Raw genomic sequence first — 13973 nt, 5'->3', positions numbered from 1 at the left:
ATTCCTCTAGTTACTGTTGATTAAACCATTCATCTAGTTTTTGTTTTAATGCTTCAAGTCCAACTCGTTTAGGTGATGAAAATGGTGCAACAGTAATATCACCTTGGAAAGGTAAAATGGCTTCTTTTACCATATTAACTTGCTTCTTAACAGCACCAGAGGCAAGTTTATCCGCTTTAGTCAGTAACAACATGACTGGAATTTCAACCGAAACTGCCCATTGAATCATCTGTTGATCTAAATCTTTTAAAGGATGTCTTATGTCCATTAAAACAACTAGCCCCAATAAACTTTCGCGTTTTTGTAAATATTCTCCTAGCGATTTTTGCCATTGGCGTTTTATCGCTTCAGGAACTTGGGCATAGCCATAACCCGGTAAATCCACTAAACGGCAATTTTTTTCTACCTCAAAAAGATTGATTAATTGGGTTCGCCCAGGTGTTTTACTCGTACGAGCTAAAGACTTCTGGTTAGTTAATGTGTTGAGTGCGCTGGATTTACCTGCATTAGATCGACCAGCAAATGCTACCTCTACACCACTATCACTGGGTAAATGAGAAATATCTGGAGCACTTAAAATAAAATGTGTTTTTGCATAATTTAATGGACGAATATCAGTCATAAAAAGTATCCTTTAAATGCTTTAACGGCACTTAATTGATTTAAATGCCGCTACTGTATAGAAAAACTCAAGCATTGACAACTTTTTCGACTGCTTTTGTAAATCGCATCATGCCTTCTCGAATCTCTTCTTCCGAAATAATTAACGATGGCGTGAAACGCAACACATTTGGCCCTGCATTTAATATCATCACTTTAAATTCTGTTGCAACATTTAAAAAATCACGGGCTTTATGGTGGAATTCTGGTTGTAACTCTGCCCCTAATAATAGACCTTTACCCCGATATTCTCGAAATACTCTAAATTTATCATTAATGTTTTCAAGATGCTCAATGAAGATTGCACGACGTTTTTGTACCCCCTCTAAAACCTCTGCGGTGTTAATGATATCGAATGCTTCACAACCAACTGCACAGGCCAAAGGATTACCGCCATAAGTTGTACCATGGACGCCGGGATGCATTACTGTAGCAATGTCTTCTGTTGTTAACATAGCACTAATTGGAAATCCACCCCCAAGCGCTTTGGCAGAAGTCAAAATATCAGGTGTTACACCATATTGTTGATAAGTATATAAGCTTCCAGTTCGGCCCATTCCACATTGAACCTCGTCAAAAATGAGTAAGGCATGATATTTATCACAAAGTTCGCGAACACCTTGTAAAAACTCAAGTGATGCGCAGGTTAATCCACCTTCACCTTGTACAGGTTCTAGCACAACGGCACAGGTATGATCGTCTATCACTGCTTTTACTGCATCCAGATTATTAAATGGAACATGGATAATGTCAGCAGGTTTTGGACCGAAACCATCTGAATATTTAGCTTGACCACCGACAGAGACTGTAAAAAATGTTCGTCCATGAAAAGATTGATGAAAGGCGATAATTTTAGTTTTATAAGGATTGTATTTTTCAATAGCATAATAGCGAGCCAATTTGAAAGCCGCCTCATTTGCTTCTGCTCCAGAATTGGCAAAAAAGATGCGATCAGCAAAAGTATTATCAATAAGTTTTTGTGCTAAATTTAAGGCTGGCTCATTGGTGAAAACATTACTAACATGCCATATTTTTTCACTTTGTTCATGCAATGCTTTAACTAGTCTAGGATGGCAATGACCAAGGGCATTGACTGCAATACCACCAGCAAAATCAATATATTCTTCACCATTTTGATCCCATACTCGGCTACCTTTCCCTTTAACTGGTATAAATTGGGCTGGCGCATAAACGGGTAAAATGATCTTATCAAATAGTTGGCGTGTGATCTTTGGCTGCATTGTTAAATCCTTATCTGTTTTTATTGAATAAATTACCATTTATTTTATGCTAATTAATAGCAGAGTAAAGTAAATAATTATTCAAATATAATGAATTAATATTCATCTGTAAAAAATTTTTAAATTCAAAACATATTCAATAATTTACTTATTTTCTTTAATTATTTTCAGGTATAATCGAATTCTGTTGGTTAATTGCATCTAAAAGAGTTAAAAATGAGTCGTATTATTTATTGCCATTATTTAAAAAAAGAAGCAGACGGTTTAGATTTTCAGCTTTATCCTGGTGAACTTGGTAAACGTATTTTCAATGAAATATCAAAGCCTGCATGGCAAGAATGGCTCAAAAAGCAAACCATGTTAATTAACGAAAATAAACTTAATATGATGAATCCAGAGCATCGTAAACAGATTGAAGCAGAAATGATTAAATTTTTATTTGAAGGTGAAGAAGTTGTTATTGATGGATATAAACCCCAAAACTGAGGTATAACATGAAAAACAATAAAAAGATCATTACGTTGTTTATAGCAATGAGCCTTTTAAATGGATGTTCAGGTGGTAATTCATCTAAGAATAATGAAGATTTTTATATTAAAGACACTAATGCTTTCAATATTTTAATTGGTCAATATGCGAATAATATAGAAGAAATTTGGGGGCCTCAGGAAGTCCTTATCGCTGGCCCAAAAGATTATGTTCAGTATGAGGATAATTTACAAACTCGAGTTCATATCAACTTTGTTTCTGGTGTGATAACAATTGAAACTTTGTCTGATTCTCCCATAGAATCGTTAAAAGAAGCGATAGTTTCAACATTACTAATGCCCGAACCTGTCGATATCATACGTCATGATAAAATTAGTCAAGATTTGTCACAAGAGCCTTTCTTATACAATCAAGTATTAGACCAAGAACGGCAACCTATTCGTTGGAGTGGTCGAGCGAATAATTTTGCTGATTATGTGCTGGCTAATAACTTGAAAATTCGCCCATCGGGCATGCACAGCATTACTTATGTGGAAATTAAATTGGTTCCGAATCACATTAATGAACGAGCAAGAAAATTCTTACCATTGGTGACGGAAGCTTCAAACCGCTATTTCATTGATGAGCGTTTAATTTTAGCAATTATGGAAGTCGAGTCTGCTTTTAACCCTTATGCGGTAAGTCGCTCGGATGCGCTTGGGTTAATGCAAGTTCAGCAGCATACTGCAGGACGTGATATTTTCCAATTACGTGGTAAATCAGGAGAACCAACGAGGAAATATTTACTTGATCCTCGTAATAATGTCGATATGGGTACCGCTTATTTATCATTATTAAAAACGAAATATTTGGCAGGTATTAATAATCCTGTATCTTTAAGGTATGCAATGATTACTTCTTATAATGGTGGGGCAGGTAGTGTATTGCGTACGTTTTCTAATGATCGTGATCGCGCAATTGATATTATAAATTCAATGACACCACAACAAGTTTTTCGAAAATTAGTCACATCACATGTTTCTCAAGAATCACGTAACTATTTGATAAAAGTAAGTAATATATTAGATAACAGATAACATTATGTTATCTAATAATAGCTATCACTGATAAGATAAGGAACCAAGAATGAAATTATAGTTTTATCGGCAGTAATATCTTTAAAAAAATAAGATTTTTGTGGTTTAAAAATTTTTTAATAAAAAAAACGTGATCTACTTCAAATTTTGAGTATACTATGCGTCTCATAAAACCCTAGTTTTTTTGAGGATGTTAGTTTGAGTACCGATAAACTTGTGGATTCATATTCCCCCGCACAAATGACACAAATTGCCGAAGACCTTGGCAACTACAAATTAAGTAAACACCCATGTAGTACGATTTTATCTGCTATTATTGCAGGTGTGTTTATCTCTATTGCTTTCGTATTTTATATTACCGTAACAACTGGCACCGCAACTGTTGCTTTTGGTTTAGCCAAACTAGTTGGTGGCATCTGTTTCTCATTAGGATTAATGTTGGTTGTTTGTTGTGGAGCTGATCTGTTTACTTCAACGGTATTAACGATATTACCTAAAATGACTCATAAAGTTACGTGGAAGAAAATGATCCGTAATTGGATTTTAGTCTATGTTGGTAACTTTATTGGTGCTATACTGTTTGTAACAGTTATTTGGTTTTCTGGTCAATATATGGTTGCTAATGGATTGTGGGGATTAAATGTCCTGCAAACAGCGGATCATAAGTTACACCATACTTTTATTGAAGCCGTCTTTCTTGGTTTATTGGCTAATTTGATGGTTTGTTTGGCAGCTTGGTTAAGTTATGCTGGACGTAGCTTACTTGATAAAATGTTAATTATGGTTTTACCTGTAGCAATGTTTGTTGCTAGCGGTTTTGAACATAGCATTGCAAATATGTTTATGATCCCTATGGGAATTGTGATTAATAATTTTGCATCTCCTGAGTTTTGGACTGCAGTAGGGGTATCACCAGATACATTTAAAGATCTAACTGTAGAGCATTTTATTCTAAATAATCTAATTCCTGTAACAATTGGGAATATTTTAGGTGGGTTAGCTGTTGCGCTACCATATTGGGCTTTATATTTACGTAAACCACATTGATTTTAAGATATTTATCCTCATATTGGAGAGGATAAATAGGTATTTTTGTAAACCTGAGGTTAATAATTATGAGTAATTTAAACGAAGTACAAGCAAAGGCTTGGAAAGGATTTAAAGAAGGTGATTGGCAAAATAATGTCAATGTTCGTGATTTCATTCAAACAAATTACACACCTTATGAGGGTGATGAATCTTTCTTAGCTGGCGCTACCGATGCTACCACTAAATTGTGGGACAAAGTGATGGAAGGCATCAAATTTGAAAACTCCACTCATACACCAGTTGATTTTGATACAAGTGTAATCTCTACTATCACTGCTCATGATGCGGGTTATATCGAAAAGGATTTAGAGAAGATTGTTGGTTTACAAACTGAAAAACCATTAAAACGAGCTATTATCCCGTTTGGTGGTATCAAGATGATTGAAAACTCTTGTAAAGCTTACGATAGAACTTTAGATCCATTAGTCAAAAAAATCTTTACTGAATATCGTAAAACCCACAACCAAGGTGTGTTTGATATTTATACTCCAGATATCCTTCGTTGTCGTAAATCAGGTGTTATTACTGGTCTTCCTGATGCGTACGGCCGTGGTCGTATCATTGGTGACTACCGTCGTGTGGCACTTTACGGTATTGATTACTTAATGCAAGATAAATTTGCTCAATTCACTTCTTTACAAGCTGACTTTGAAAATGGTGTTGATTTACCAATGACCATGCAACGTCGTGAAGAAATTGCTGAGCAACATCGTGCACTTGGTCAAATTAAAGAAATGGCTGCAAAATATGGTTTTGATATTTCAGCTCCAGCTACAACGGCACAAGAAGCTGTTCAATGGACCTATTTTGGTTACTTAGCTGCAGTTAAATCTCAAAATGGTGCAGCAATGTCATTAGGTCGTACTTCGACTTTCTTTGATATTTATTTCCAACGTGATTTAGAAGCAGGTCTAATCACTGAGCAAGAAGCACAAGAAATTGTTGACCATTTCGTGATGAAATTACGTATGGTTCGTTTCTTACGTACACCTGAATATGATGAATTATTCTCTGGTGATCCAATTTGGGCAACTGAATCTATCGCTGGTATGGGTATTGATGGCCGTACATTAGTAACTAAGACTTCTTTCCGTTTCTTAAATACTTTATATACAATGGGTCCATCACCAGAACCAAACATGACTATCCTTTGGTCAGAACACTTACCAAGTGGATTTAAAGAATTCGCATCTAAAGTATCAATTGATACTTCATCATTACAATATGAAAATGATGATTTAATGCGTCCAGACTTTAACAACGATGACTATGCAATTGCGTGTTGTGTAAGCCCAATGATTGTCGGTAAACAAATGCAATTCTTCGGTGCTCGTGCTAACCTTGCAAAAACTCTTCTATACGCAATCAACGGCGGTGTGGATGAAAAATTAAAAATGCAAGTTGGTCCTAAAGAAGATCCAATCACTGACGAATATCTTGATTTTGATAAAGTGTTCGCTCGTTTAGATCACTTTATGGATTGGTTAGCAAAACAATACGTGACAGCTTTAAATGCTATTCACTATATGCACGACAAATATAGCTATGAAGCATCATTAATGGCGTTACATGACCGTGATGTTATTCGTACTATGGCTTGTGGTATTGCTGGTCTATCTGTTGCAGCTGACTCATTATCTGCAATTAAATATGCGAAAGTGAAAACGATCCGTGATGAAGATGGTTTAGCAACTGATTTTGAAATCGAAGGTGAATATCCACAATTCGGTAACAATGATCCGCGTGTAGATGATATTGCTGTTGATTTAGTTGAACGTTTCATGAAGAAAATTCAAAAACTTAAAACTTATCGTAATGCAATTCCTACTCAATCAGTATTAACCATTACTTCAAACGTTGTATATGGTAAGAAAACTGGTAATACTCCAGATGGTCGTCGCGCTGGTGCTCCATTCGGACCAGGTGCTAACCCAATGCACGGACGTGACCAAAAAGGTGCGGTTGCTTCATTAACATCTGTTGCTAAACTTCCGTTTGCTTACGCTAAAGATGGTATTTCATATACTTTCTCTATCGTTCCAAATGCTTTAGGTAAAGATGATGATGCACGTAAACGTAACCTAGCAGGTTTAATGGATGGTTATTTCCATCATGAAGCTACTGTTGAAGGTGGTCAGCATTTAAATGTTAACGTATTAAACCGTGAAACATTATTAGATGCGATGGAACACCCTGAAAAATATCCACAATTAACAATTCGTGTATCTGGATATGCAGTGCGTTTCAATTCATTAACTAAAGAGCAACAAAAAGACGTTATTACACGTACTTTCACTCAATCAATGTAATTTGGTTAACTGAAAAACTAAACTTAAATAGCGCCTTTAAGGCGCTATTTTTTTATTAAGTAGCAAAAATAGCTGTTTTAAAGTTAACAAAATTGTAGTACAGCAAGCATTATTAAATATGGTTGTTTTTTGTATAATTTAGTCAAAAACAAAACATATCAATTAATGCAATTGGTGTATGCAAAGTATTATCTGAGTTAGAATAAGAATTAAAATATAAAGCAAAAAGCAATGTGAGTAATTATTAGAGAATATTTATGGAACAAAACATTATTATGACAACGAAACTACCTATAAAAGGTCGTATTCATTCTTTTGAATCCTTTGGTACTGTTGATGGTCCTGGAATTCGCTTCATTGTTTTTTTTCAAGGCTGTTTAATGCGCTGTTTGTACTGCCATAATCGTGACACTTGGGATTTAAAAGCTGGGCGAGAAGTCACTGTTGAAGAACTGATGAAAGAAATTGTTTCTTATAAAAGTTTTATCATGCCTAATGGCGGTGGTGTTACAGCATCAGGTGGCGAAGCTACCTTACAATCTGAATTTATCACTGAATGGTTTAAAGCCTGCCATGAAGAAGGCATCAGTACGTGTTTAGATACTAATGGTTATGCTAGACAGTTAGACCAAACGGTTGATGATCTTTTAGATGTCACAGACTTAGTGATGCTTGACTTGAAACAAGTCAATGATGAAATCCATCAAAAACTTGTCGGAGTACCTAATAAACGTGTTCTTGAATTTGCCAAACATCTACAAAAAATTAATAAACGGACTTGGATCCGTTACGTAGTGGTTCCTGGATGGACGGACGACGACGACTCAGCACATTTACTGGGTAAGTTTATTGAAGGTATGGATAATATTGAACGAGTGGAACTACTTCCTTATCATAAGATGGGCGCTTATAAATGGGATACCATGGGGGATGAATACAAATTACAAGGAGTAGAAGCGCCTCCTCGTGAAACACTTGATAGAATCCAAGCGATTATAGAAAGTTATGGTCAACCAGTAACATTCAGTAAGTAATAAGCTATCGACACTTAATAGGCACCTATAATGGTGCCTTATTTGCATTTATTTTAATTTTTTGCGCTTTACCGCACGTAATAGATAAATACCACCTTCTAAAGCCAAAACACAAACGGATAACCAAATAAGCCCATATGGAACGATGTGCTCTTTAGATACCGATTCATGCAAAAATAACACCGAAACAAGAGTTAGCAGTACTGGCTCTACGTATCCCAGTAATCCAAATAAACCAAGCGGTAATAACCGTCTAGCAACAAAATACATGGCAAAAGCAATGGCAGTAATGATACCGAGCATTGGAATAAAAATATGAAAGTGAGATAAGTCACTTATAACCTGATTAAAGGAATAGTGTAAAATAAAATAAATAAGACAGCCTACAAAGATAAAAAAGAAATCGGAAAATGTCCCTGAAATGCCCTCTATTTGCAATTTACGGCGCGTCATAAAGTAAATTGGGTAACCCAATGCAATAACGGCTGTTTCCCACGAAAAAGCGCCAGTTATATAAATTTCCAAAACAACACCTATGCTGGCGAGCACGACTGCTATTTTTTGAAAAATACTTAGCTTTTCTTTATAAAATATTTGCCCGAAAATGACCATCGTTAATGGCAGTAAAAAGTAGCCTAATGAAGCTGATAATCCATGTCCATTGATCGGAGCCCAAATAAAAATTAACATTTGGATGGTCAACAGAAATGAAGAAAATATTAGACCAATTAAAATCAGTGGCTGTTGTTTAATTCGCATAAATAAATTGATAATAGCTGACCACTGTTTTTCGACAATAATTAGTATAATTATTGCGGGAAAGGAGGTTAATAATCGCCAACAAAAAATATCAACAACTGACAATGGTTGTAATAGAACAGGGTAGTAATAGAGTAAACCAAAAAGACATGATGCAAATATTGAAAGCGCAACGCCCTTTATCATTCTTTCACCTTTGTTAATAAAAAATAGCGCTAATGATTAGCGCTATTATCTATATGTAATGTAGTGGAATAAATTTTATTTATCCAATTACCTCAACACCATTCATATAAGGTACTAATACGGATGGAATTCTAATTGTTCCATCTGCTTGCTGATAGTTTTCCATAATTGCAACTAACGTGCGTCCTACAGCTAAACCAGAGCCATTTAACGTATGTACTAAATAAGTTTTATTATCAGCTTTATTGCGATAACGCGCTTGCATACGGCGTGCTTGGAAATCCCACATATTAGAGCAAGAAGAAATTTCACGGTAAGTATTTTGAGCCGGTACCCACACTTCAAGATCATATGTTTTACAGGAACCAAAGCCCATATCACCTGTACATAATACAATTTTACGATACGGTAATTCTAGTAATTGTAATACTTTTTCTGCATGTGCGGTTAACTCTTCTAAAGCTTTCATAGATTCTTCTGGTTTAACAATTTGCACCAGTTCTACTTTGTCAAATTGATGCATACGGATTAAACCGCGAGTATCTTTACCATAAGAACCCGCTTCAGAACGGAAACATGGAGTATGTGCAGTCATTTTCATAGGTAACGCGCTTTCATCAATAATTTCGTCACGAACCAAATTGGTTACGGGTACTTCAGCAGTTGGAATAAGCGCGTAATTACTGCTTTCTGATTCTTCATCTAGTGGTTTTGTGTGAAATAAGTCACCTGCAAATTTTGGTAATTGTCCTGTACCGAATAAAGTGGCTTGATTGACAAGATAGGGCACATAAATTTCAGCATAACCATGCTGTTCTGTGTGAAGATCTAACATAAATTGTGTGATAGCACGATGTAGGCGGGCTATCTGTGACTTCATAACAACAAAACGTGCGCCAGTTAGTTTTACACCTGCAGCAAAGTCTAATCCTCCAAAACGTTCGCCTAATGCAACATGATCTTGGATTGGAAAGTCAAATGTTCTTGGGGTTCCAAAGCGAGAAACTTCGACATTGTCGTTTTCGTCTTTACCATCAGGTACAGAGTCATCAGGAATATTCGGAATAGTAGAGGTGATATCTTTAATTTTAGTTAGTAAGATTTCAAGCTCAGCTTTAGCATTATTCAGTTTTTCACCGAGTTTATTAACTTCTTCACGTACGGCTGTAATGTCTTCGCCTCGAGCTTTAGCTTCACCAATAGCTTTAGAACGAGCATTACGCTGTGCTTGTAAGCTTTCAGTTTCAACTTGCAGTACTTTGCGTTTTTCTTCTAGTTGACTAATAGTATCAACATCTAATTTAAATCCACGACGAGCTAACTTTTTAGCGACAACATTTAATTCATTTCGGAGTAAATTCGGATCCAACATAAATAACGTCCATTCTCATTAATAAGGAAATATCTTTCTACTTTAACAGTTATTCTAATATAGTTAACAAAACATATAAATCAAAAAGTAGATTGATTATAGATATTAAATTTTGTGAGCTTAGTATACTAGAATTATATCGGGATTCAACCGCAATGGCGCACCCGAAGGGATTCGAACCCCTGACCGCTCGGTTCGAAGCCGAGTGCTCTATCCAGCTGAGCTACGGATGCGTGTAAGTTCGTAAAAAAATGGTGCATCCGAAGGGATTCGAACCCCTGACCGCCCGGTTCGTAGCCGGGTACTCTATCCAGCTGAGCTACGGATGCATTTTGAATTTGTTAAAATGGTGCATCCGAAGGGATTCGAACCCCTGACCGCCCGGTTCGTAGCCGGGTACTCTATCCAGCTGAGCTACGGATGCATATTTTAATTTTTTAAAATGGCGGTGAGAGAGGGATTCGAACCCTCGATGCAGCTTTTGACCGCATACTCCCTTAGCAGGGGAGCGCCTTCAGCCTCTCGGCCATCTCACCAAAAACATTATGACTTTGCTTGAACAACAAAATCATAATGTCGTGGCGCACATATTACGTTTTACAAAAAATAAGTCAAACATTTTTTTGCTTACGCGTGCTAGTTGTTTATTTCGTGCCCAAAATTACTCTTTGGGCTCGGGCAATTCATCATTTTTGTTCTGAGATTGATGAATTCTATTGTATATCTCTTCTCGATGAATTGAGACTTCTTTAGGTGCATTAATACCGATTCTGACTTGATTACCCTTCACGCCAAGAATAGTAATAACAACATCATCACCAATAATTAGTGTTTCACCTACTCTCCTAGTTAAAATTAACATTAGATCTCCTAATATCAGTTAAGTATACATCACAATTTTAAGATATAGCTTCGTCAGCCCCCCATCAATAGGACAGAAAGACGGAATTTTACAGAAATATTCAAATATTCGATTAATAAATATCTTATTAACCAATATTAGAATATAACTGGCTAACTTGCTTGTAATTTATTACTGATTTCCTTTTTCATTGAAGACAATGCTTCTGGTAATGCTGACAGATCCATTCCACCTGCTTGGGCGAAATCAGGCCGCCCACCGCCTTTACCACCTACTTTTAATGCTAATTGGGAAACTAATTCACCAGCTTTGACAACATTGATTAAATCATTTGTTACGCCAGCGGCTAAATTGATTTTGTCATCATTAACAGCAGCCAAAATAATTACTCCTGTTTTTAATTGATTTTTAAGATCATCAATCATAGTACGTAATACTTTTGCCTCGACATTATCAAGTTTAGCAATTAGTAAATTTTTATTATTGATTTTTTCACATTGATTAATTAATTGTGCGCTTTGTTGGCTAGCTTTTTGCGCCTTTAATTGCTCGATGTTTTTTTCAAGTAGTTTAGTTTGTTCGAGCAACTGCTCTACACGAACTAAAACTGCTGATTTATCGCTTTTAACCAATTGTGCAATTTGGCTTAATAAATTTGCTTCATGGTGTATAAAATCCATCGCATTTTGCCCAGAGGTTGCCTCAATACGGCGAACTCCAGAAGCGATGCTTGATTCAGATATTATTTTAAATAAACCTATATCGCCCGTTCTATTTACATGAGTACCACCACATAATTCAATTGAGAAATCGCCCATAGTTAGAACACGAACAATATCTTCGTATTTTTCACCAAATAGTGCCATTGCCCCTTTATTTCTAGCTTCATCTATTGGCATCAGTTCAACGTCAACAGGTAGATTACAACGAATTTGCTGGTTAACTAGATTTTCAATTTCAACAATTTGTTCTTGTGTGATGCTTTGATTATGCGAAAAATCAAAACGCAGATAGCTGTCATTCACTAAAGAACCTTTTTGATGAACATGGTTACCTAAAATTCGTTGTAATGCAGCTTGTAATAAATGGGTTGCTGAATGATTGCGTCTAATACGTTCTCTTAACTCAACATCAATTGCCGCTGTTACTAAATCACCAACTTTAAGGGAACCTTTAACAAGGTTACCGATATGACCAATACTTTTGCCATATTTTTGGCTATCTAAAACAGTAAATTCGGCGTTTGCAGAAGTTAATAAACCTTTATCACCAATTTGTCCACCTGATTCTCCATAAAATGGTGTCTTATCTAAGATGATAATCGCTTCATCACCAGCATTGACATTTTCTACTTTTTGACCATTTTGGAAAATGGCAATTACTTTCCCTGATGCTTCGGTAGCTTGATAACCTAAAAATTCGGTTTTATCATCAAGTTTAATCACATTGCTATAGTCAACACTAAAAGTACTTGATTCACGAGCACGTTTACGTTGTTCTTCCATGCATTGATTAAATCCATCTTCATCAATGGTGATATTTTTTTCGCGACATACATCTGCGGTTAAATCTAATGGAAAACCAAACGTATCGTAAAGTTTAAATGCAACATCACCAGGCAATACCGAATCGGTAATTTTAATCAATTCTTGATCAAGTAAAAATAATCCTCGTTCCAATGTTTTTAAGAATTGCTCTTCTTCAAGTTTAAGTGCGTCTTCAACTATTTTTTGATTTTTCGCTAATTCAACTGCTGCACTACCCATTACATCAATGAGAGGTTTAACTAATTTGTAGAAGAATATTTCTTTAGCACCTAACATATGTCCATGACGCACAGCCCGTCGAATAATGCGACGTAAAACATAGCCACGACCTTCATTAGAAGGCAATACACCATCAGAAATTAAAAATGCACAAGAACGAATATGGTCAGCAATAACACGTAAAGATTTACTTTCTAAATCTTTCGTTTGAATTACTTGTGCTGCATCATGAATTAATTTCTTAAATAAATCAATTTCATAATTGGAATCAACATGTTGTAAAACAGCTGCAATTCTTTCTAAGCCCATACCCGTATCGACTGATGGCTTAGGTAATGGTTCCATTGTGCCATCAGGATGACGATTAAACTGCATAAAGACAATGTTCCAAATTTCAATGAATCGGTCACCGTCTTCTTCTGCGCTGCCTGGAGGTCCTCCCCAAATATGATCACCATGATCATAAAAAATTTCTGTACACGGTCCACATGGTCCTGTATCACCCATTTGCCAGAAGTTATCTGAAGCATAGGGAGCCCCTTTGTTGTCACCAATACGCACGATACGTTCTTTGGGTATACCAATTTCTTTTTCCCAAATTGCGTATGCTTCATCATCTGTTTCATAAACAGTGACGGTTAATTTTTCTTTAGGAAGATTAAACCATTTTTCACTGGTTAATAGCTCCCAAGCAAAATGAATCGCATCATGTTTAAAATAGTCACCGAAACTAAAGTTTCCTAACATTTCAAAAAAAGTATGATGTCGAGCAGTATAACCCACATTATCCAAATCATTGTGTTTACCGCCAGCGCGAACACAGCGTTGTGCCGTTGTTGCTCTGGTATAAGGACGTTTTTCTATCCCTAGAAATACATCCTTGAACTGATTCATTCCAGCGTTGGTAAATAATAGCGTTGGGTCATTATGAGGAACAAGGGAACTACTTGCTACAATTTCATGTCCTTTGCTATTGAAAAAGTCAAGAAAAGTTTGACGAATTTCTGCAGTGCTTTTCATTTAGGCATCCATATAAACGATAAATTTTTAAACATAGTAATATACCTGTTACAACTAAAGTTGAAAAGTAAAGAAAAGTAAAATATTCTTTATAATACAGTTGATCTAGC

Annotated in this window: 11 protein-coding genes and 4 tRNA genes; 5 read left to right on the top strand and 10 right to left on the bottom strand. The window is 35.9% G+C overall.

Going from position 1 to position 13973, the window contains the following annotated elements:
- Nucleotides 1-10: 10 nt before the first annotated feature.
- Both yihA and H3S88_RS00495 read right to left on the bottom strand, forming a co-directional pair.
- Nucleotides 11-622, bottom strand: a complete 612-nt coding sequence (gene yihA, locus H3S88_RS00500) for a ribosome biogenesis GTP-binding protein YihA/YsxC (protein WP_039127030.1) — start codon at nt 620-622, stop codon at nt 11-13.
- 67 nt (nt 623-689) lie between these two features.
- On the bottom strand, nt 690-1901 hold the full coding sequence (locus H3S88_RS00495) for an aspartate aminotransferase family protein (RefSeq protein WP_039127032.1): 1212 nt from the start codon (nt 1899-1901) through the stop codon (nt 690-692).
- A gap of 216 nt (nt 1902-2117) precedes the next feature.
- Between H3S88_RS00495 and H3S88_RS00490 the strand changes: the two genes are divergently transcribed.
- From H3S88_RS00490 to pflA, 5 genes are all read left to right on the top strand, one after another.
- Nucleotides 2118-2387, top strand: coding sequence for an oxidative damage protection protein (locus tag H3S88_RS00490; protein ID WP_039127035.1), 270 nt, complete (start codon nt 2118-2120; stop codon nt 2385-2387).
- A gap of 8 nt (nt 2388-2395) precedes the next feature.
- Nucleotides 2396-3466 carry a membrane-bound lytic murein transglycosylase MltC gene (gene mltC / locus H3S88_RS00485; protein ID WP_039127038.1) on the top strand — a complete coding sequence of 357 codons (1071 nt, stop codon included), beginning with the start codon at nt 2396-2398 and terminating at the stop codon, nt 3464-3466.
- Nucleotides 3467-3664: 198 nt separating this feature from the next.
- A complete protein-coding gene (gene focA / locus H3S88_RS00480) occupies nt 3665-4513 on the top strand; it encodes a formate transporter FocA (RefSeq protein WP_039127041.1) in 849 nt (282 codons plus the stop codon).
- Between the two features lie 68 nt (nt 4514-4581).
- Nucleotides 4582-6864, top strand: coding sequence for a formate C-acetyltransferase (gene pflB / locus H3S88_RS00475; protein WP_039127042.1), 2283 nt, complete (start codon nt 4582-4584; stop codon nt 6862-6864).
- Between the two features lie 275 nt (nt 6865-7139).
- Nucleotides 7140-7898 carry a pyruvate formate lyase 1-activating protein gene (pflA, locus tag H3S88_RS00470; protein ID WP_039127059.1) on the top strand — a complete coding sequence of 253 codons (759 nt, stop codon included), beginning with the start codon at nt 7140-7142 and terminating at the stop codon, nt 7896-7898.
- A 48-nt stretch (nt 7899-7946) separates the two neighbouring features.
- Here pflA and rarD read toward each other — a convergent pair whose 3' ends face one another.
- The 8 genes from rarD to alaS all read right to left on the bottom strand — a co-directional run bounded on the left by rarD (nt 7947) and on the right by alaS (nt 13863).
- Nucleotides 7947-8843 carry an EamA family transporter RarD gene (gene rarD, locus H3S88_RS00465; protein ID WP_144091834.1) on the bottom strand — a complete coding sequence of 299 codons (897 nt, stop codon included), beginning with the start codon at nt 8841-8843 and terminating at the stop codon, nt 7947-7949.
- 79 nt (nt 8844-8922) lie between these two features.
- A complete protein-coding gene (gene serS, locus H3S88_RS00460) occupies nt 8923-10215 on the bottom strand; it encodes a serine--tRNA ligase (protein ID WP_086326723.1) in 1293 nt (430 codons plus the stop codon).
- A gap of 156 nt (nt 10216-10371) precedes the next feature.
- Nucleotides 10372-10448, bottom strand: a tRNA-Arg gene (locus tag H3S88_RS00455).
- 19 nt (nt 10449-10467) lie between these two features.
- Nucleotides 10468-10544 (bottom strand) — tRNA-Arg (locus tag H3S88_RS00450).
- 18 nt (nt 10545-10562) lie between these two features.
- A tRNA-Arg gene (locus H3S88_RS00445) sits at nt 10563-10639 on the bottom strand.
- Nucleotides 10640-10658: 19 nt separating this feature from the next.
- A tRNA-Ser gene (locus tag H3S88_RS00440) sits at nt 10659-10751 on the bottom strand.
- 125 nt (nt 10752-10876) lie between these two features.
- Nucleotides 10877-11077: a carbon storage regulator CsrA gene (gene csrA, locus H3S88_RS00435; protein ID WP_025314757.1), complete on the bottom strand. Its 201-nt coding sequence runs from the start codon at nt 11075-11077 to the stop codon at nt 10877-10879.
- 152 nt (nt 11078-11229) lie between these two features.
- Nucleotides 11230-13863 (bottom strand): alanine--tRNA ligase, encoded by a 2634-nt coding sequence (gene alaS, locus H3S88_RS00430; RefSeq protein WP_198226466.1) that lies wholly within the window; start codon nt 13861-13863, stop codon nt 11230-11232.
- Nucleotides 13864-13973 lie beyond the last annotated feature (110 nt).

The sequence above is a fragment of the Gilliamella sp. B14448G11 genome (assembly GCF_016101765.1).
Lineage (GTDB): Bacteria > Pseudomonadota > Gammaproteobacteria > Enterobacterales > Orbaceae > Gilliamella > Gilliamella apicola_N.
This window is presented reverse-complemented; position numbering and strand designations above follow the sequence as displayed.